17 protein-coding genes are annotated in these 19,291 nt (G+C 71.0%); 7 read left to right on the top strand and 10 right to left on the bottom strand.

The window, feature by feature from the left end; translation table 11 throughout:
- Positions 1–28: 28 nt before the first annotated feature.
- Complete coding sequence (locus SAM23877_RS15980) at positions 29–271, bottom strand: hypothetical protein (protein ID WP_053132975.1); 243 nt, start codon at positions 269–271, stop codon at positions 29–31.
- A 107-nt stretch (positions 272–378) separates the two neighbouring features.
- On the opposite strand from SAM23877_RS15980, the gene SAM23877_RS15975 reads away from it, so the two are divergent.
- Both SAM23877_RS15975 and SAM23877_RS15970 read left to right on the top strand, forming a co-directional pair.
- Positions 379–1,122, top strand: coding sequence for a helix-turn-helix domain-containing protein (locus tag SAM23877_RS15975; protein WP_053132973.1), 744 nt, complete (start codon positions 379–381; stop codon positions 1,120–1,122).
- Between the two features lie 2 nt (positions 1,123–1,124).
- On the top strand, positions 1,125–1,595 hold the full coding sequence (locus tag SAM23877_RS15970) for an NUDIX domain-containing protein (RefSeq protein WP_053132970.1): 471 nt from the start codon (positions 1,125–1,127) through the stop codon (positions 1,593–1,595).
- A gap of 155 nt (positions 1,596–1,750) precedes the next feature.
- Here SAM23877_RS15970 and SAM23877_RS15965 read toward each other — a convergent pair whose 3' ends face one another.
- The 4 genes from SAM23877_RS15965 to SAM23877_RS15950 form a co-directional block, all read right to left on the bottom strand.
- Positions 1,751–3,388 (bottom strand): ATP-binding protein, encoded by a 1,638-nt coding sequence (locus SAM23877_RS15965; RefSeq protein ID WP_053132967.1) that lies wholly within the window; start codon positions 3,386–3,388, stop codon positions 1,751–1,753.
- A 9-nt stretch (positions 3,389–3,397) separates the two neighbouring features.
- Entirely contained in the window at positions 3,398–4,507 is a 1,110-nt protein-coding gene (locus SAM23877_RS15960) for a hypothetical protein (RefSeq protein ID WP_053132965.1), read from the bottom strand.
- A gap of 727 nt (positions 4,508–5,234) precedes the next feature.
- Complete coding sequence (locus SAM23877_RS15955; protein ID WP_053132961.1) at positions 5,235–5,450, bottom strand: hypothetical protein; 216 nt, start codon at positions 5,448–5,450, stop codon at positions 5,235–5,237.
- Positions 5,451–5,825: 375 nt separating this feature from the next.
- The gene (locus SAM23877_RS15950; protein ID WP_053132958.1) at positions 5,826–8,408 is read right to left on the bottom strand and encodes a helicase C-terminal domain-containing protein; all 2,583 of its coding nucleotides are present in this window, start codon (positions 8,406–8,408) and stop codon (positions 5,826–5,828) included.
- 148 nt (positions 8,409–8,556) lie between these two features.
- Here SAM23877_RS15950 and SAM23877_RS15945 point away from each other — a divergent pair, with 148 nt between their 5' ends.
- Both SAM23877_RS15945 and SAM23877_RS15940 read left to right on the top strand, forming a co-directional pair.
- Positions 8,557–9,597 (top strand): hypothetical protein, encoded by a 1,041-nt coding sequence (locus SAM23877_RS15945; RefSeq protein WP_053132955.1) that lies wholly within the window; start codon positions 8,557–8,559, stop codon positions 9,595–9,597.
- Between the two features lie 50 nt (positions 9,598–9,647).
- Positions 9,648–10,304: an HAD family hydrolase gene (locus tag SAM23877_RS15940; protein WP_079030728.1), complete on the top strand. Its 657-nt coding sequence runs from the start codon at positions 9,648–9,650 to the stop codon at positions 10,302–10,304.
- Here the strand turns inward: SAM23877_RS15940 and SAM23877_RS15935 are convergent.
- The gene (locus tag SAM23877_RS15935; protein WP_053132949.1) at positions 10,259–10,531 is read right to left on the bottom strand and encodes a hypothetical protein; all 273 of its coding nucleotides are present in this window, start codon (positions 10,529–10,531) and stop codon (positions 10,259–10,261) included. The two genes, SAM23877_RS15940 and SAM23877_RS15935, sit on opposite strands and share 46 nt — an antisense overlap.
- A gap of 162 nt (positions 10,532–10,693) precedes the next feature.
- On the opposite strand from SAM23877_RS15935, the gene SAM23877_RS41780 reads away from it, so the two are divergent.
- Positions 10,694–11,077 (top strand): cold-shock protein, encoded by a 384-nt coding sequence (locus SAM23877_RS41780; protein WP_053132946.1) that lies wholly within the window; start codon positions 10,694–10,696, stop codon positions 11,075–11,077.
- Between the two features lie 57 nt (positions 11,078–11,134).
- Here the strand turns inward: SAM23877_RS41780 and SAM23877_RS15925 are convergent, their stop codons facing one another.
- From SAM23877_RS15925 to SAM23877_RS15910, 4 genes are read right to left on the bottom strand one after another with little or no spacing between them, the layout of a single operon-like run.
- Positions 11,135–11,983 carry a 1,4-dihydroxy-6-naphtoate synthase gene (locus tag SAM23877_RS15925; protein WP_053132943.1) on the bottom strand — a complete coding sequence of 283 codons (849 nt, stop codon included), beginning with the start codon at positions 11,981–11,983 and terminating at the stop codon, positions 11,135–11,137.
- The gene (locus SAM23877_RS15920) at positions 11,973–12,692 is read right to left on the bottom strand and encodes a futalosine hydrolase (RefSeq protein WP_053132940.1); all 720 of its coding nucleotides are present in this window, start codon (positions 12,690–12,692) and stop codon (positions 11,973–11,975) included. The genes SAM23877_RS15925 and SAM23877_RS15920 overlap by 11 nt, the downstream gene beginning before the upstream one ends.
- Positions 12,693–12,703: 11 nt before the next feature.
- The gene (locus SAM23877_RS15915) at positions 12,704–13,216 is read right to left on the bottom strand and encodes a DUF2771 domain-containing protein (RefSeq protein ID WP_079030234.1); all 513 of its coding nucleotides are present in this window, start codon (positions 13,214–13,216) and stop codon (positions 12,704–12,706) included.
- A 58-nt stretch (positions 13,217–13,274) separates the two neighbouring features.
- Entirely contained in the window at positions 13,275–14,666 is a 1,392-nt protein-coding gene (locus SAM23877_RS15910; protein WP_053132935.1) for an MFS transporter, read from the bottom strand.
- 332 nt (positions 14,667–14,998) lie between these two features.
- Between SAM23877_RS15910 and SAM23877_RS15905 the strand changes: the two genes are divergently transcribed.
- Positions 14,999–15,925: a DUF3027 domain-containing protein gene (locus tag SAM23877_RS15905; protein WP_053132932.1), complete on the top strand. Its 927-nt coding sequence runs from the start codon at positions 14,999–15,001 to the stop codon at positions 15,923–15,925.
- 97 nt (positions 15,926–16,022) lie between these two features.
- Entirely contained in the window at positions 16,023–19,175 is a 3,153-nt protein-coding gene (locus SAM23877_RS15900; protein WP_053132929.1) for a sacsin N-terminal ATP-binding-like domain-containing protein, read from the top strand.
- Positions 19,176–19,291 lie beyond the last annotated feature (116 nt).

Genomic DNA, 19,291 nt, shown 5'->3' with positions numbered 1-19,291 from the left:
ACCCCCGCGTACCGACCGATGGCGCGCATCACAGGCAGTCCCGGCTGTTGCCGTTCCTGATGGCAAGACGCGCGCTCAGTTCCTCCCGCGCTGTCGGCGCCACCACGTTGTCCGGCATGGCATCCCACTCGATCCCGCCGCCCACGGGCCTTATCTGCACCCGGCCACCGACTTCACCCATGACGACGCCGATACGTCCATTGGCAGTGTCCTTCGCCAATGCACCGATGCCTGGTCTGGTCTGCTGGTTGCTCGCCATGCGGACGAGCATTCCGCCGCTCATCAGGACGTTGGAACCTCCGACAAACCCCACTTCGGGACGTCCCGCGTCGGGTAGAACGTCCCTGGTGCCGTCCCCGAGTGTTAGGAGAGATTGGGATGCCGAACGAGAGGCTACGTGCTGCCATGGCCGCCGGCGGCTGGACGTACGCCGCCCTTGCGAACAAGGTCGAGGTCGATCCCAAGTCCGTTGAAAGATGGGTCAACTTGGGGCGTACGCCGCGTCGTGCCGCAGCCATGCTGACAGCGGAGATACTAGGAGAAGACGTGCACGCACTTTGGCCCGCGCTCCGGCAGGCACGCGCTGCCCGCGCCGTCAGTCCGGAACTTGTGGCCCTCTACGATCACCGGGCGGACCTCCCCGTATCCACCTTCGTGGACATGCTGACCCAGGCCCGCGAGCACATCGACGTGTTGGTGTACGCCGCCGTCTTCCTGCACGAGGCGTACCCACGGCTGAATGACCTGTTGCGCGAGCGAGCTGCCGACGGTTGTGCGGTCCGTATCGCGATCGGCGATCCGGACAGCACGATTGTCCAACAACGCGGCGCCGAAGAGAGGTTCGGTCACGGGATCGAGTCCGGCTGCCGACTTGCCCTCATGCACTATCGCCCCCTGGCCGGGGTATCCGGCATCGAGGTGCGGACCCACGCCACCACGCTCTACAACTCGATCTATCGTGCGGATGACCAGGCGCTGGTCAACGCCCACGTCTGGGGCGTGAACGCCTACGGTGCACCCGTGTGGCATCTTCGGCGCAACGGAGAGGGTGGCATGTTCGACACCTACACCAGCAGCTTCGACGCGGTGTGGGAAACCGCAACACCGGTAGGAGAAGGCTGACGATGGCAAGGACCGAGTACTACGACGACCCAGCGGCACCAGAGCCGAACAGTTTGGTGGTCGCCGCGTCCGCAGTCGTCACCGACGACGAAGGACGCGTGCTCCTTCAGCGCCGCCGGGACAACGATCTCTGGGCGCTACCAGGCGGCGGCATGGAGATGACCGACTCGCTACCGGGAACCGCCATCCGGGAGGTGAAGGAGGAAACGGGCCTGGACGTGGAGATCACCGGGCTCGTCGGGACATATACCGACCCGCGTCATGTCATCGCCTATACGGACGGTGAAGTGCGTCGCCAATTCAATGTCTGCTTCACAGCCCGAGTAGTCGGGGGCCGACTCGCGATCTCGGACGAGTCCACGGAGCTCAGTTTCGTCCAGCCGGAGGAAATCGATCAACTGCCGATGCACCACACGCAACAGCTCCGGATCCGACATTTCCTGGAGCACCGTGAGCGGCCCTATCTCGGCTGACCTTATTCTCCGGCCCTCAGGCTACCGTTTCGTAGTACCAAGTTGCGAAGTACCGGACCTTTATGGCTGCACCTGGGATAGGCCCGAGCGTCGCCAATCATAGGATTACGAGTGTGACTACTGGGACATCCTGTGCACTCCGAAGACGGTCCCAGTTACTTTTGCCAGTCCTCGACCACGCGTACGAACTCCACGTCCTGCCACGGCTTAATCCACTCAGCCATGTACCTAACGTCACTTGAAGAGGGGGCAGGGCGAGCCTGCTCCATCACAACCTTCGAGGGCATGACTGCTGCGTCACCCAACAAGAGAGCCTCGCCTGAACTCAGCACGGGAAGAGACTCAGTCAGGGGTCCCAAAGAATCTGGCAATAGACGTTTGACGTAATTTTGATCCTCTGGGTTCGTGAGCCGCATGGCGAGGAAGTTGCTGCACTGAGAGAAAATCGTTTCCGAAATCTCAGCCGGCCTCTGGCTTACGATAGCGGCAGTAATGCCGTACTTCCTGCCCTCCTTGGCGATCCTCTCGATCGAGTTTCTGGATGCGCTGAACTTTGCCAGTCCACTCTTCGGCACGTACTTGTGAGCTTCTTCGTATACGAGTAGAAGCGGAGTTTCCACCTGGGAAGATGCGTTGAGTTTCTTGAAGTAGTACGAGTAGTCAAAAAGCAATCGGGACACCAGTGAGACAGTGATACTGAGAACCTCAAACGGAACGCCACTGAGGTCGATCACCGTTACGTTTGCAAGGGAATCGGGATTGTATCCGGTGAACTGTCGGAGAACGGATTCGAGGTTCACCGATTTTGCCCTGTCCCCCAACAGGAAATCTAGGCGCCTGTCGAGAACGCGGTTCTCAAGTCGCGTGATGAAGTTATCAAGCTTGCCGAAGAGTGGGCCCGCCCGATCAGTAGTCTTCCCGGGTGTGGCAATACGCTGTTCATTTTTCGCCCTAATTGCATCAAGTACCTCATCGATCTCAAAGAAGATTGGGGACTCATAGTGGATTAGATCGCGCTTCTCCTCCGACCCTTCGAAGTGTGTCCGTTTGTTCTCTGTGATGGATTTCTTCAGCACCGCGATCTGATTATGCGACTGTTCTTCGTTGCTTTCGATAAAAAGATCCTGAAGCTCCTCGGCGTTTAGCAGCCAGTAGGGGAGAATGAGAGATTCAACGGAAAGGTGATTCGCCTCTGGGAATGCAGTCTTGTATTCAGAGTGAATGTCGAAGATCACGACGTGTGCGTTATTTAGGCTGTACTCGCCGTAAGTCTCATCGCGAATCTGAGTCGCAGTCTGGATAATTCTTGCGATGGCATGTGATTTGCCCGACCCCGTGGAGCCTACAACCGCGACATGGCGGCTGAAGAACTTATCGCCGTCGACCGGAACGTCTACCGAAATGTCTTGTGCCAATTGAGCGAAGTGAAACCTCTTTTCCGTTTCGACTGTGTCATAGATGCGCTGGACCTCATCCTTCACGGCGACTGATACTTTTTTCGGCGGAATGGCGATCCCGCCGCCACCACGGGAGAAGCGTCCGTCACCATCAACGAAGCCGAGCGGTACTGCTTCGATGACGTACACCTTTTGTCGGTCTTCCCCTCCTTCCTTGCTGGGGCGAAGCTCGATCGAATAACTCTCAATGATCGCCATAATGGCGCCCTGCAAGCTGTCGTAGATTTTTAGATATGAGCCGACTTCAACAGGGTCGCCATCGGCGAGTTCGCCAATGTCGTGGACTGCGATCTTGATACGGTTAGGGTAGACAGCGATTACTTCGGCGCTAGACATTAGACCGCCCTATCGGAATACTTCGATCAGGTCGCCATGAGATTCCAGAAACACGTGATGTGGCCGCGGTACCGGGACCGGAGAATCAGTCTTCTCAACTAGGAAGAAGTCGTGGAACTCCTTAAATCTTACCTCGGTCATGAGGTCATGCAGTTGCACTGGCTCCACGACTTTGATACGAGCGGCCCCGAAGGGAGGGTTGGTTAGGATTTCCATCCTAAAGTTCCCACCATGGTATCCGCGCCCGTCATTGAAGTATGCTCCGACCTCCCACAGGCTTGCCTTTATGGAGCGATCGTCGAACTTGCCGCGGAATGTGAAATAGGGGGCTGGCGAGTTCTCCTCAATGCGGTACCTATTGCAGATGTGTAGCACAGCCTCCGCAATGTCTTGCGGGTTAGTCTCCTGGGTGCACTCGAAGGAAAATAGCCGCTCGATGTTCGGGACATTGACGCGTCGCGGAAGGTACTGCCTTCTAACCATTTTCAGGTACTTCTCGTACCCGCAATAGGTGACGTAGCTGGCTGTGAAGATGGCGCTTCGTGCTTCCCTGACTGCTGCCTTCAAGTCATTGAGCCCGACCCAACGAGAACCTGGAGGTTTCGTCAAAACCAGGTTTCTCAGATATGCGTGAAGAATCGCATGGTAGGAGAGTGCTTCCGTGGAGTCCTTAGCGGAAAGCTCGGAAGTGATGCAATCCAACACGTTCTTGAACTGTGTTTCGTAGTCCTCTGAAAAGTGGATGGAGAAGGACTTCAGAAACTGCAATTTCAAGTCTTTATCGACTGTATGGAACTGGTCAGCGAGCAAACTATCCAGTTCATCGGCGTTGAGCGATCGGCTGGTGCCAGGGGTTTGATCCGCAAAGTGGCAGTGCAAGATGTAGGAGGGGTGGCGGCTGATCTCAAACTGTGAAAACATTTTACGGACCGCTTTGCCTATCGATGATAGATAGAACTTCCCGGACCGATTCTTGATCTGCATGTGATAGTGCTCGCCACTCAGATCTTGCGCGCCTTCAATCTGGAGCCTTTGTCGCGGGCTCCGAATGATCTCAAGAAGGGTCTTGTCGAACTGGTATGCGAACCCTTTGATGGCGTCGTGCCCACCGTCATCCACGGGAAGGGGGCTACTCGCAGGGCCGGTCAACAGCTACTCCGGAGTACTCGGGGCAGAGGGCGTGGCGCCAGTGGCGCCAACTACCCACAGCGCGCACCCTGGTGCACTTCATGCTATGTGATGCGAGCGACGACAGAGGGGTGAATGATGTAGTTGCTCAAACCCTGCGACCCTCGTTGCCCCCCCAGTTGAGGTCGATCGCCGTCGCACCCCTCTTTTGTCCTCAAGGGCCGCGCGGGACGGGCGCCGGCCAGGTTGGAGGGAAGTGGAGACATGCGGCCAGTGCGGGGTATGCCCGAGAGCACAGGAGTGCGGCCTTGCCGACGCTCGTTGGAGGCGCGGCCCCGCCGCTTGCCGGAGCTGAGGGGAACAGTGACGGCAATGGCGGCACTAAAGCGCCGTTGACTACGGAGACGAAGATGGAGCCCCCGCCCGGCAGCCTGCCCGCTCCTACGAGTCGGAAGGTTGAAGGCTCGAACGCTGCAAGCCGTGCGGTGCTCCTGAGACCGGCGGTGCCCCTTGGAAGGCTTACGCGGTCCCACTGTGGTCCTTTGCCTTGGATCGATGGCCGGTTCGCGACTCTCGGGCAGGCCGTACAGGCATGGTGATGGCTCGGTCAGTGGACGATCAGCGGACCATTCACGGGCGGCACCCTTTCGCGTGCGTACGGCCGACCGGGACGGGACGGATCGGCCAAACGTCCAGTGTGCCTGATCGCGGGACCCGGCTACCTGAGACTGATGTTGTTGATCAGCGGGCCCTCGACGGTGACACCCTCCGTGACCAGGGGCTCGACGCCGGTGACCGGGAGGGGCAGCGGCAGCGCGGTGGCCTCGGGGGCGAGCGCGCCGAACAGCGCGGCGGCGGTGATCAGGGCGGCGACGGAGACGGCGACGGCGGAGCGGGCGGCGGAACGGCAGGGATCGGCGGGCTTGGCGCGCATGGGGGTCCTTTCGGGCAGACCGGCGGGGAGAGGGGGGAGGAGATCCGGAGCGGGCCGGGCCCAGGGGACTGGGACCCGGCCCGCCGAAGGGGACGCCGAACGGCCGGATCAGAGGGTGACGCCTCCACCGAGGTCGATGCCGACCGCCGCGGCCTCGGCGGCGAACGCCGCGACCAGCGCGGCGGTGGAGGCAAGGACGGTGGCGACGCGACGAACGGCACGCATCAGGTGGTTCCTTTCGGTTCGGTGCAGGACAACCGGTGGCTGCCCGAGGGCCGAAAGATCGATGCGGATTATGAAAAAAGCTCCCTCGCAGGTGCTAATCACCCGGCGTGGCGTGCATGAACCGGCCCGTACGCTCGAAAGAGGGGCCCTTCACAGCGCGTCGTCGGCGAGTTCGGCCACGCCGGTGATCCGGTGCAGCGGATAGGTGCGCACCTCGTCGGCCGTGTGGTCGTACGCCGTGACGAAGCCGCCCTCGACCCGGACCGGGGCCACCACCCGCTGGCTGGCGGCGCCCTCGGCGTTCACGTAGCCGATCCACAGCGCCTCGCCGGTCAGGACGGCCGCCTGCATGGTGGCGAGGGTCTCGGCGGCGCCGGTGCGGGGCAGCTCGCCCGCGGCCGGACCCCCGCCCTCACCGGTGCCGGGTCCCGGCTTGCGCGGGGCCGTCGAGGCCAGGTCACCGGCCCGGACGGCGCGGATCGCCGCCGTCAGGAGCGTGTCGTCGGGGACCGGCGGGCCCTCCGGGACCGGCTCCGGGGGCGTACGCGGCGGTGTGCGGCGGGCGTCGGCACGGGCGATCAGCACGTCACCCGCGGCGGACTCCGCGGCCGGCGCGAAGCCGATCGCCCGCAGCCCCTCCAGCAGGGCCGACGGGTCGGCCTGCGCGGCCAGCACGGTCGGCGCGAGACGGCGCAGCCCGAGGCCGGCGGCCCGCTTGTCGGCGAGGATCTCGTCCAGGGTGGCGTCGTCGTCGCAGCGCACGTACGCCGAGGCCGAGCCCACCCGCAGCCGCCCGTGCCGCCGGGCCACGTCGTCGATCAGGTACGTGAGCGGCTGCGGCACCGGCGTGCGGGAGTGCCGGGCGAGGACGGCGTGCAGGTCCGCGGCGGTCCGCCCGGCGTCCAGGGCGCGGCGCACCGAGCCCGGCGTGAACCGGTACACGGTCGCCCCGCCCTTGGACTCCACGTCCGCGAGCACCCCCAGCAGGTCGGCCAGCGGACGCTCCAGCGGCCCCGGCGCCACCGCCGTCAGATCGGCCTGGAGCAGCACGTGGTCCAGCGGTTCGGGGAGGAGCGGTGCCAGCACCCGGGCGGCGGCCGCGGTGGCGGCGGCCTGCTCGGCGGGCGTCGGGGGAATCGGGGAGGGGAGCGCGCGGTGGTGGACGGGGAGCTTGTCACCGGGACCCTCGGGCTCCCCCGTCTCCGCCGCCGGACGCAGTGGTTCGGGCGCTCCGATCAGGGCCCGTCCCGGCGCCGCGAGCGCACCGCGCCCGGTGACGCCCAGCAGCTCCGCCTCGGACAGCGTCCACCGGGCGAGTCTGCTGCGCAGGTCCTCCTCGCGAGGCTCCCGCTGCTCCCGCTGCGGTCCGCGCAGGGGGCGCTCCCAGCGCAGCCGCGCGAGCACCGACTCCTCGGTGGGCGAGGCGCCCTCGGGCAGCCCGGCGAGCAGCGCCAGCACCCGGTGCCGTACCTCCGGGGCCGCCGAGCGGTCCAGGTTCGGCCCCAGCGCCGAGAGCGTGCGGTCCTTCGCGTCCCGCCCGCCGACCACACCCGGCGTGCGCGTGGCCGTCAGCCACGCCTCGGCCAGTCGCGCCCACCGCTCGGCGGTGGCCAGCTCCCGCCACTCGTCGTAGGCCGGCGTCGCCGCGTACCGCTCGTCCGCCTCACCGTCCGAGGCGATCAGCCCCGCCCCGTAGGCCAGCTCGACCCAGAAGGCGGCCACCGGCTCGGTCACGTCCAGGGCGACGGCCGTCCGCTTCAGGTCCCGCACGCTCAGCCCGCCGGCCCGCAGCACCGCCGGGCCGCCCTCGTCCCACTCCTTGAGCAGTTCCTCGACGGTCGCCAGCGCCGCCAGCGCCTGCCCGGCGGCGGTGGCGTCCACGACCTGTGGACGGTGCGCCGCCGCGGCCTCCACCGGCGGCGGCACCGGCTCGGGCGTGCGGTGCGCCCGGCCGTCCCGCAGGTGCAGGGCGACCTCGCGGGGCAGGACGACCGTGCCCGGCGCGGTCGGCAGCAGCAGGCCGCGGTCCAGCAGCGCCCGCAGGTGCGCCGCGGGATCGTGGGTGACCTGGCCGTACGGCGGGCCCCACACCAGCCGGGCCAGCACCTCCCGGGACTCCTGGGGCAGGCCGGCGAGGAGCTCCGCCATCCGCGGCCGGTCGGTGAACAGGGTGGCGAGCGCGGACACGGCGGAGACGGAGTCGTGGGTCGAGGGCAGTCCGACGGCGGCCAGGAGTTCCTGGATCCGGCCCGGCGACATCCCCGCCGTCGCCTCCCGCACGGTGGGCCCGAGCCCTGTCGGTGAGGGGTGCTGCGGGGAGGGCGAGAGCAGCTCGCGAGCGGTGCGCACCAGCCGCAGCCGGTCGTCGGCTCCCCACACCAGCGCCTGTTCGCGCAGCACCGCCAGGGACCGCGGCAGGGCGGCGGTGACGACCGGGTCGGCCGCGGCCCCGGGGTCGCCCGCCATGAGCCGGAGCAGCTCGTCGTACGGCGCCGGGTCCGCCGCCACGGCCAGCGCCTCCGCCGTCTGCAGCGCGAACCGGTCCAGCCGTTCCAGCGCCCGCACGACCGAGGCGCGGGTGCCGGCCCGGGTGGCGAGCTGGGTGAGGTCCGTGGGCACGGGGGTGATGAGGTCGGGACGGCTGCGCAGGAGGGCGGCCAGCGAGACGTCGTCCCTGACGCGGAGCGCCTCCGCGAGGGACCGGGGGGTCGCGGACTTCTCCTCGGTGCTCATCCGGCCCACGTTAGCGGGTGGGTACGACGGTGGGGCGGCGTGTGCGCCGGTGCCGTGCGCGGGGTGTCCGCCCCGCGCGGGAGGATTAGGTACCTTCGTCCCGCGGGATACCGGCGGCACACCACAACACACCGCCCCGGAGGGGTTCGTGGGGATCGAGAGCGACCAGGTCGTCTACGAGTATCTGAGCCGCGTCGGCGACGTGGCCCAGCAACGGCAGCTGCCGTCGGCCACCCGGATGCGGCTGGTCTCCGAGCTGCGCGACGAGATCGACCGGCGCCGCGCCGGGACCACCGTCGACAGCCCCGCCGCCGTCCGCCGCATCCTGGACCGGCTGGGCAGCCCCGACGACATCGTCGGGGCTGCGGGCGGCACGAGCGGTGTCCCGCGGCCGGCGGTGCCGCCGCCGGCCGCGGTGCCCGAGCAGCGGGAGGGCGAGCGGCGGAGGACGGAGCGGCTCAAGGGCCTGCGGCGCGCCGGGGCACCGCGCTCCCACCCCGCCGCACCCGAGGCCGGACCGGCTCCCGCGCCGGCCCCCGCCCCGCCGCACCTGGCGAGCGCGCAGGAGCTGGGGGAGAGCGCGGTCGGCCGGCAGGACTGGTGGCGGGTGGACAACGGACCGTTCGGGGGCGCCGGCGACAGCGTGCCGGGGTTCGTCGGCGGTGTGGAGATCCCGGAGTTGCTCAAGCCGCCGCCGCGGGAGGGGGCCGGGACCGGGAAGGAGCCCCGGACGCCCGACGGGCCGGGCGGGACGGCGGCCGTCGAGGCGGCCGCGGAGCCTGCCGAGCCGGTCGCCGGGAAGCCGGGCCGGGCCGTGACCCGGCACCTGCGCCGCCTGTGGCCCGAGGGCGGCCGGCCCAACCCCCTGTTGCTGCTCGCCGCGGCGCTGCTGATCGCCGGTGCCGTCCTGGGCAGCCTTCTCCCGCTGGGCCTGGGCTGGCTGATCGCCTACCTCTCCCGCCGCCTCACCCCCGCCCAGTCCAAGTGGGCGGTCCTGGGTCTGCCCGGCACGGTCGCCGCCGCCGGTCTCGTCTGGCTGTGGGGCCGCACGGAGGGCCGCTGGGGCGACCCGATCGCCGAGGGCCGCATGAACGAGGCCGTCACCGACACCTGGCCCTGGGTCCTGCGCACCGCCGCCGTCGCCACCGCCCTCTACCTCCTCTGGCGCTCCCGCCGCCCCCGGGGCTGACCCGGGACCGTCCGGCCGGTGCGGTGGCGGCTCCCGGCACAATGGGCGCCATGGCCTCCACGACCCGCCCCGCGCCCACCGTCGGTTTCGATCTCGACATGACGCTGATCGACTCGCGGCCCGGCATCCACGCCTGCTACCTCGCGCTCACCGAGCGGACCGGGACGTACGTCGACGCCGACCTGGCCGTGACCCGGCTCGGGCCGCCGCTGGAGGAGGAGCTGGCGCACTGGTTCCCGGCCGAGGAGATCGCGGCCACCGCCGAGCTGTACCGCGCGATGTACCCGACGTACGCCGTCGCCGCCACCCCCGCGCTGCCCGGCGCCCGGGAGTCGGTCGAGGCGGTGCGGGCGGCCGGCGGACGGGCCCTCGTCGTCACCGCCAAGTACGAGCCGAACGCCAAGCTGCACCTGGCGCACCTCGGCATCGAACCGGACGCCGTGGTCGGCGACCTGTGGGCCGAGCAGAAGGCCGTGGCGCTGCGCGAGCACGGCGCGGACGTGTACGTCGGCGACCACCTCGGCGACGTGCGCGGCGCGCGCGCCGCCGGTGCCCTCTCCGTGGCCGTGGCCAGCGGCCCGTGCAGCGCCGGGGAACTCCGCGCGGCCGGCGCCGACGTCGTCCTCGCCGACCTCACCAAGTTCCCGGCGTGGCTCGCGGGTTACCGAGACGGCGACGCCGACGGGCCGGACTCGGCGCGCGCCTGACGCCGGCCCGCCGCGATCGACCGGAACACCCCCGCGCCGGCGATCAGGAAGCCCACTCCCATCAGCATGCTCAGTACGAACATGAAGGTGGGGAAGGGCGTCGTCCCCAGCAGCAGCGGGGCGACCGTGACCAGTGTGGCCACGGTGCCGATGAAGAAGACGATCGCACCGGCGCGGATCAGTCGGTCACCGGGCGCGGCGGAATTCGTTTGGGTTTGTTCACGCACTCGACCAGGGTAGTTCCCAGGCCTGGGGAACGACCGGGGGACGTCTTGTCACCGGCCCGAAGACCATTAGCCTTGGTACCGGCGGGTCCGGACGACCCGCCCAAGTGCTATCAGAAGCCGTTTCCGAGCAGTTTTCCGACGAGTACGAGGACGAGGACAGACGTGCCTACCGGCAAGGTCAAGTGGTTCAACAGTGAGAAGGGCTTCGGCTTTCTCTCCCGTGACGACGGCGGTGACGTCTTCGTCCATTCCTCGGTCCTCCCCGCCGGAGTCGAGGCCCTGAAGCCGGGGCAGCGCGTGGAGTTCGGCGTGGTCGCCGGACAGCGCGGTGACCAGGCGCTGTCCCTGACCCTGCTGGACCCGGCACCCTCGGTCGCCGCCGCGCAGCGCAAGAAGCCCGACGAACTGGCCTCCATCGTCCAGGACCTGACGACCCTCCTGGAGAACATCACCCCGATGCTGGAGCGGGGCCGCTACCCCGAGAAGACCGCCGGCAAGAAGATCGCCGGCCTGCTCCGCGCGGTGGCGGACCAGCTGGACGTCTGACGCCTCGCCGCCCGCCCCGCCCGTCACCCCTCAGGCTTCGAGCCCCAAGCTCACGCCTCACGGGAACGCCAGCGCATCCGGGCCGAGGGCCGGTACCAGTCCCTCGGCCGCCGCGCGGGTCAGCAGGCCCCGGATCGCCGCGTACCCGTCCTCGCCGAGGTCGGCCGTGAACTCGTTGACGTAGAGGCCGATGTGCTGGTCGGCGACGGCCGGGTCCATCTCCTGGGCGTGGGCCATGACGTAGGGCCGGGAGACCTCCGGGGCGTCCCAGGCCGCCCGCACCGAGGCACGGACCGAGTCGGCCAGCCGCGTCAGCGTCTCCGCGCCCAGCGACCGCTTGGCGATGATCGCGCCGAGCGGGATCGGCAGCCCGGTGGTCCGCTCCCAGTGCTCGCCCATGTCGGCGAGCTTGTGCAGTCCGTAGTTCCGGTACGTGAAGCGCGCCTCGTGGATCACGAGCCCCGCGTCGACCTTCCCGTCCCGCACGGCCGGCATGATCTCGTGGAACGGCATCACGACGACCTCGCCCACCCCGCCGGGCACGGTGTCCGCCGCCCACAGCCGGAACAGCAGGTACGCCGTCGACGTCTCGCTCGGCACCGCGACCGTGCGCCCGCGGAGGTCGGCGTCCGCCTCCCGGGTCAGCACCAGCGGCCCGCAGCCCCGGCCCAGCGCACCGCCGCAGGGCAGCAGGGCGTACTCGTCCAGGACGTACGGCAGCACGGCGTACGACACCTTCAGCACGTCGAACTCACCGCGCTCGGCCATGCCGTTGGTGATGTCGATGTCCGCGAACGTCACGTCGAGGGCGGGTGCCCCGGCGACGCGGCCGTGCGCGAGGGCGTCGAAGACGAAGGTGTCGTTCGGGCAGGGGGAGTACGCGATCTGCAGGGTCTCAGCGCTCATGTGGGTTCCAACTCCTGAGGACGGGTGCGAGCTTCCCGAAGGCGTCCGTCAGCGCCGTCAGCGCGTCGCCGATGCGCCAGGCGGCGCGGTCGCGCGGGCCGACCGGATTGGAGACGGCGCGCAGTTCCAGCACCGGCACCCCGTGCGCGGCGGCGGCCTCGGCGACGCCGAAGCCCTCCATGGCCTCGGCCAGGGCCCGCGGGTGGCGGGCGCGCAGCAGGGCGGCGCGTTCGGCGGTGCCGGTGACGGTGGACCCGGTCAGGACGGTGCCGGTGCGGGCCCCGGTCGCGGCGGCGACGGCGCGGACGAGGCCGGCCGGCGGGCGGTGGGTGACGGTGCCGAAGCCGAGGTCGGTGACCGGCAGGAAGCCGTCGGCCGTCTCGGCGCCCAGGTCGGCCGCGGTGATCTCGTCGGCGACGACGAGCGAGCCCACCGGCGCGTCGGGGGCGAAGCCGCCGCCGATACCGGCCGAGACGACCAGGCCGTAGGGCGCGGAGTCGAGGGCCGCGGCGGTCAGGGCGGCGGCGGTCGAGGCGGCGGCGAGGGCGGGGCCGACACCGGCGGCCAGGAGGTCCCAGCCGTCCGGGAGCCGGTGCAGGACCGTGCCGGGCCGGGGCACCTCCACCGCCGCATCCGGGCCCGTGCCCGGGAACGCCCGAGCCACCGCGTCCCGTTCGACGGGGACCGCGGTGGCCACGAGGATGTGCACGGAGGACGTGGTCAGTCGTCCTTCTTCAGCTTGAAGGACCACAGACCGGTGGCCTCCTCGCTGTCGTCCTTGCCGTCGCCTGCCTTGATGGTGACGAGCGTCGAGTCGCCCTGGGCGCCGTACTGGGCGTTGAAGAAGACGCTGCCCGGCACCGTGCGGTAGGTGTTGTCCGTGTCGTCGGTCAGCTGCTGACCGTTCATCAGGATCGTCCAGCGCTGGTCGGCGACCTCGGGGTCCACGCCGAAACGCACGGTGTCGTCGGGGTTGACCGTGATGGAGTCGACGTCGTCGTCCTGGAGGCACTTCTGGATCTCGGCGTTCTCCAGGACCTTGTCGTGACCGCCACAGGTGGCCTCGGAACTGACCGAGTCACTGCCGACCGTGACCGTGCCCATGGGCGTGGGCTGGTCGCAGGCTGACAACAGGAGCAGTCCGGCGGATACGGCGCCGGCGGCGGCGACGGCGCGGCGGCGTCGCACTACGCCGTGTCCGATAGCGGCGGTGCCGCGGGGCAACGTGGTCATGGGCGAAGGCTATACGGCGCTTGTGGCCCGCCCCCCACCTGGGTACGGCGTGGCGTGGTCACGCCACCCTCGGCCGGGCCCGTCCCCCGCGCCGGGCCGAGTCGATCAGCCCCCGTACGGTCGTCAGCCACCCGGCGGCGATGATCGCCGCGGCGACCGACAGGCCCAGCGTCCCGCTCAGCGGCAGCACGATCCCGACCGCCCCGCCGAGCACCCAGGAGACCTGGAGCAGCGTCTCGGAGCGCGCGAACGCCGAGGTGCGGACCTGCTCGGGCACGTCCCGCTGGATCAGCGCGTCCAGGGACAGCTTGGCCAGCGCCTGGGCGAACCCCGCGACCGCGGCCAGACAGGCCACCAGCACGGTGCTGAAGAACACCGCGGCCGTGACCGCGGCGCCCAGCACCACCGCGACGACCGTCACGATGATGACCTCCGGCGCCCGCGAACGCAGCCACGCCCCGACCGCCGTGCCCAGCGCGTTGCCCGCGCCCGCCGCCACGCCCACGATGCCCAGCGACACGGCCGCGCTCTGCCCGGACAGCGGGTGCACGCGCAGCAGGAAGGCCAGGAAGAAGATCAGGAAGCCGGTCAGGCAGCGGATCGCGGCGTTGGCGGCCAGCGCGTGCGTCACCGCCGGACCCACCGTGCGCAGCCCGGGACGCTTGACGGGCCTGCGGTGCGGGCCGTGCAGGTGCCGCTCGTCCGCGGCGAGCAGCGCCCGGTCCTCGCCGCGCGCCGAGTCGACCTTCGGCGGCAGCGTGAACGACAGCACGGTCCCCGCGATGAAGATCACGAAAGCGCCGTACAGCGGCCAGCGCGGCCCGACCTGCTGGAGGCCGGCCGCGACCGGCGCGGCGACGCCGGTGGCCAGCAGCCCGCACAGCGTGACCCGCGAGTTGGCCTTCACCAGGGAGAAGCCGGGCGGCAGCAGCCGCGGCACGACGGCGCTTCGGACCACGCCGTACGCCTTCGAGGCGACCAGCACACCGAGCGCGGCCGGATACATCCCGATGCTCCCGCTGACCACCGCCCCCGACAGCACCAGCGCGAGCAGCGCCCGGGCACCCATCGCGACGGCCATCGCGGCGCGGCGGCCGTGCGGCAGGCGGTCCAGCAGGGGGCCGATCACCGGCGCGAGGAGCGTGAAGGGGGCCATGGTGATGGCGAGGTAGAGCGCGACCCGGCCGCGCGCCTCGTCGGTGGGGACGGAGAAGAAGACGGTGGAGGCCAGGGCGACGGTGATCATGACGTCGCCGGCGCCGTTCACCCCGTGCAGCTCGATCAGCTTGCCGAGGCCGGACTCGCCGGCGCCGTGCGCGTGGGTCGCCTTGCGGATGCCGCGCGCGGTACCCGTCACCGGGAGGCGCAGCGCCCGGCCGACCGCACGGAACCGGGAGCCGGGGCCGCGCCCCCGGCTCCCGCCCTTGAACTCCGTCCGTGCGGCTGCCACCCCGTCATAGTGCCCCGAGAGCGGGGGCTATAGCGTCGATACGGCGCGGATGGCGGTGATCGAGTCGGGTGACAGCACCGGGGAACGCGGTACCGTACACCGCCGAAACTCCCGTCGGTGTAGGCCCAGCGCACATGAGCAGGTAGCGTGCCTAGCGCGCCGTGGCGAACGTTCTCGGCCGCGCGCCTTACGGCCATCCCGCAGAATGGATGGCGTAGGTGTGCCCGAGCGCGATCGGGCGCGGACGTCGACGCGGTCCACAGGTCCGCTCCGTTCGCCCCTCGCAGGCAGCGGCGCACTCGTGAGACGGCGTATGGAGAGAAGCGATACCTGTGAGCGCAGCGACAACGCGAAGCCGCACCCCTGACCGTCTGTGCGCCGAGGCCGTCGACCTCGCCCGCGCCGCAGCCGAGGAGGCCGCCGCCCCCGGCGTCGTCGGCGAGCACGAGGGGGCGGTGTCGGAGGGCGACCGGGTCGTCACCCACTTCTTCGCCTGCAAGGAGCTCGGGTACCGCGGCTGGCGCTGGGCCGTGACCGTGGCCCGCGCCTCCCGCGCCAAGATCGTGACGGTGGACGAGGCGGTGCTGCTGCCCGGCCCCGACGCCCTCCTCGCGCCCGAGTGGGTGCCCTGGAGCGAGCGCCTGCGCCCCGGCGACATGGGCCCGGGAGACCTGCTGCCCACCGACGCCGAGGACCTGCGGCTGGAGCCCGGCTGGACCGGCGAGGACGAGCCGCCGCCGAACTCCGTCGTCTCCCACGAGATGGCCGACCTGGTGGAGGCCGAGGACGCCGAGGTCACGGCCGGGCCCCCGGCCGAACTGTCCACCGTCCCGGCCCGCGGCACGATCTCGGCGGTCGCGGAGGAACTGGGCCTGCGCCGCACCCGCGTCCTCTCCCGGTACGGGCTGCACGTCGCCGCCGACCGCTGGGAGGACTCCTACGGTCCGAAGACCCCGATGGCCCAGGCGGCCCCCGCCTCCTGCGTGAGCTGCGGCTTCCTGGCCCGCATCGGCGGCTCGCTGGGACAGGCCTTCGGCGTGTGCGCCAACGAGTTCTCCCCGGCGGACGGCCGGGTCGTGTCGCTGGCCTACGGGTGCGGAGGGCACTCCGAGGCGGCGGTGATGCCGAGGCCGCCGCAGCCGGCTCCGCCGGTGATCGACGAGACGCGGGTCGACCCGTTCCCGCTGCGGCCGGCGGCGGACTCCGGTTCGGTCCCCCCGGCCGAGGACGAGGCGTCGGCGGAGCTGGGGCACTCGTAGCGCGGCGGCCCCCCCCAGGGGGCCCCGACCCGGCGTCCGCACCGGTGGGGCCGGGTCCTCGCGGTACCTTCGTGGCCCGTCGATGAGGAGAGTCACCGTGAGCATGTTCGTGCAGCCTGCCGCCGAGGGCGCCGATCCGTTCGGTACGGCACGTCTGCGGCGCGGGGTGCTGGACGCCTGGGCGACGAGCCCCGCCCGGTTCCGTGAGGACGCCAACGCGGAGGAGGACCTCGTCCTCGGCGGCTACCGCGACCGGCTGGTCGTCGAACTCGCGCAGAACGCCGCCGACGCCGCCGCCCGGTCCGGCGTACCCGGCCGGCTCCGGCTCACCCTGCGCGACGGCGTCCTCGTCGCCGCCAACACCGGCGCCCCGCTGGACGCGGCCGGCGTCGAGTCGCTGTCCACCCTGCGCGCCTCCGCCAAGCGCGACGCCGGGGACAGCGCGGTCGGCCGGTTCGGCGTCGGCTTCGCCGCCGTCCTGGCCGTCACCGACGAGCCCGCCGTCGTCGGCCGGCACGGCGGGGTGCGCTGGTCCCTGGCCGAGGCGCGGGACCTGGCCGCCGACACCGCCCGACACAGCCCCGGCCTCGGGGACGAGGTCCGGCGGCGCGACGGGCACGTCCCGCTGCTGCGGCTGCCGTTCCCCGCCGAGGGCAGCGCCCCCGGCCCGTACGACACGGCCGTCATCCTCCCGCTGCGCGACACGGCCGCCGCCGACCTCGCCGAACGGCTCCTGCACGCCGTGGACGACGCCCTGCTCCTCGCCCTGCCGGGTCTCGAGGAGGTCGTCGTCGAGGTCGCGGACGACGTGCGCACGCTGTCCCGCCGCACCGAGGGCCCGCTGACCGTCGTCGAGGACTCCCGCGAGGGCACCACCCGCTGGCGCACCGCCGCCGCGCACGGCCCGCTCACCCCCGACCTCCTCGCCGACCGGCCGGTCGAGGAGCGGCTGCGCCCGCACTGGTCGGTGACCTGGGCGGTGCCCGTGGACGCCGACGGCGCTCCCGCCCGCCCCCGCACCAGCCCCGTCGTGCACGCCCCCACCCCGAGCGACGAGCCCCTCGGCGTACCCGCCCTGCTGATCGCGTCCTTCCCGCTGGACTCCACCCGCCGGCACGCCGCGCGCGGCCCGCTGACGGACTTCCTGGCGGAGCGGGCGGCGGACGCCTACGCCGGGCTGCTCGCCGACTGGCGGCCGGTCGCCGTCGGCCTCATCGACCTGATTCCCGGCCCGCTGGGCAAGGGCGAGCTGGACGGCGTGCTGCGGCAGGCGATCCTTCAGCGGCTGCCGCGCACCTCCTTCCTGCCGCCCGCCGTCGAGCCGCGCGAGGACGACCCCGACCTGCCCGAGTCCCTGCGGCCCCGCGACGCCGAGGTGGTCGAGGGCGCGGGCGCCGACACCGTGCGGGTCCTCGCGGAGGTGCTGCCGACGCTGCTCCCCGCCGGCCTGGAGCGCCGCGCGGAGCTGCGCACGCTGGGCGTGGCCCGGGTGCCGCTGACCGACGCGATCGACCGGCTGGCCGGTCTGGAGAAGGCCCCCGACTGGTGGTGGCGGCTCTACGACAGCCTCGCCGGGGTCGACCCGGACCGGCTGACGGGGCTGCCGGTGCCGCTCGCTGGGGGCGCCTCCCAGGCTTTCGGCACCGGGGGAAGCCGGACGGCCATCGGGCCCCGGCAGGTGCTCCTGCCCTCCGCGGACGCCGCGTCCCTCGACCCCGGGGTGCTCACCCGTCTCGGCCTGAAGATCGCCCACCCGGACGCCGCCCACGGGCTCCTGGAGAAGCTCGGCGCCCTCCCGGCCACCCCGCGGGCCGTGCTCACCACCCCGCAGGTGCGGGCCGCCGTCGCCGCGTCCCTGGCGGACGAGGGCGGGGCGAACTGGGAGGAGGACACCCTCGACGCCGACGAACTGGCCGACACCGTCCTCGGCCTGGTCCGCGACGCCGGGCTCGGCCCCGGGGACGAGCCCTGGCTCGGCGCGCTCGCCCTGCCCGACGAGGACGGCGAGCTCTCCCCGGCGGGCGAACTCGTCTTCCCCGGCGGCCCGTTCGCCGAGGTCATGCGCGAGGACGAACTCGCCGCCGTGGACGTGGAGCTGGCGCGCAAGTGGGGGCCGGAGCCCCTGGCGGCCTGCGGCGTGCTCGTCACCTTCGCCCTGGTCCGGGCCACCGACGTGGTCCTCGACCCCGACGAACTGGAGCCCCGCGAGGGCGACTTCGCCGAGCCGGACGACGCGGGCCTGCTGGACGCCGTGGACGTGTGGAGCGAGGACGTCCTCGACCGCTTCCCCGAAGCCCCCGTTCCCCCGGTCGCCACCGAGATCGTCGCCGTGCGCGACCTGGACCTCGTGGACGACGACCGGTGGCCGCAGGCCCTCGCCCTGCTGTCGCAGCCGCCGCTGCGCGACGCCCTCGTCCAGCCCGTGCGCGTCCTCCTGCACGACGGCACGCACGAGGTCGTACGGCCGTACACCGCGTGGTGGCTGCGCGGGCACCCGGTGCTCGGCGGGCGGCGTCCGGCGGGTCTGCGCGCGGCGGGCGGCGACCCGCTGCTGCGGGGCCTGTACGACGAGGCCGACGCCACCGGTTTCGAGGACGAGCAGGTGCTGCGGGCGCTGGGCGTACGCACGTCGGTCGCCGCCCTCCTCGACGAGCCCGGTGGCGGTGCGGAGCTGCTGGACCGGCTCGCCGACCCGGACCGCCCGGTCACCGCCGCCCAGCTGCATGCCCTGTACGGCGCGCTGGCCGAGCTGGACCCGGAGCAGGTGACCCTCCCGGACGAGGTGCGGGCCGTGGTGGACGGACGGGTGGAGGTGGTGGACGCCGCCGACGCCGTGGTGGTGGACTCGCCGGACCTGCTGCCCTTCACGTCGGGTGTGCCGCTGCTGCCCGTACGGCCGGCCCGCGCCGTCGAGCTGGCGGAGCTGTTCCAGGTGCGGCGGTTGAGCGAGTCCGTCACCGGCGAGGTGGACTCCGAGGGCACCGAGCACGACGTGCCGGAGCCGGTGCGGGTGCTGCTGGGGGCGCGGACCCCCGCGTCGTACGTGGAGCACGAGGAGCTGGTCGTCGACGGAGTGGACGTCGACTGGCGGCTGACGGACGACGGCGTGCTGCACGCCGCGACCCTGGAGGGCGTCGCCGCGGGGCTCGCCTGGGCGGCGGGGCAGTGGCCGCGCCGCTTCGAGGTCGCCGCCCTCCTGGAGGACGAGTCCCGCACGGAGGAACTGGCCCGGGACCGCTGGTTCGACTAGGTCCCCGCGCACACGAGGACGGTCGAGGGACTAGGTCCCCGCGCACACGAGGACGGTCGAGGGAGGAGCGTCCTCGGTGCGCTCTTTCGAGCGCACCGAGGACATCCGGGCCCGAG

This window comes from Streptomyces ambofaciens ATCC 23877 (assembly GCF_001267885.1).
Classification (GTDB): Bacteria; Actinomycetota; Actinomycetes; order Streptomycetales; family Streptomycetaceae; genus Streptomyces; species Streptomyces ambofaciens.
Note: the sequence above shows the minus strand (reverse complement) of the source record. Positions and strands in the feature narration are given on the sequence as shown.

Coding starts and splice junctions, on each gene's coding strand:
- SAM23877_RS15980 (WP_053132975.1), bottom strand. CDS start 271: ATGCTCGTCCGCATGGCGAGCAACCAGCAGACCAGACCAGGCATCGGT.
- SAM23877_RS15975 (WP_053132973.1), top strand. CDS start 379: ATGCCGAACGAGAGGCTACGTGCTGCCATGGCCGCCGGCGGCTGGACG.
- SAM23877_RS15970 (WP_053132970.1), top strand. CDS start 1,125: ATGGCAAGGACCGAGTACTACGACGACCCAGCGGCACCAGAGCCGAAC.
- SAM23877_RS15965 (WP_053132967.1), bottom strand. CDS start 3,388: ATGTCTAGCGCCGAAGTAATCGCTGTCTACCCTAACCGTATCAAGATC.
- SAM23877_RS15955 (WP_053132961.1), bottom strand. CDS start 5,450: ATGCGCGCCAAGCCCGCCGATCCCTGCCGTTCCGCCGCCCGCTCCGCC.
- SAM23877_RS15950 (WP_053132958.1), bottom strand. CDS start 8,408: ATGAGCACCGAGGAGAAGTCCGCGACCCCCCGGTCCCTCGCGGAGGCG.
- SAM23877_RS15940 (WP_079030728.1), top strand. CDS start 9,648: ATGGCCTCCACGACCCGCCCCGCGCCCACCGTCGGTTTCGATCTCGAC.
- SAM23877_RS15925 (WP_053132943.1), bottom strand. CDS start 11,983: ATGAGCGCTGAGACCCTGCAGATCGCGTACTCCCCCTGCCCGAACGAC.
- SAM23877_RS15915 (WP_079030234.1), bottom strand. CDS start 13,216: ATGACCACGTTGCCCCGCGGCACCGCCGCTATCGGACACGGCGTAGTG.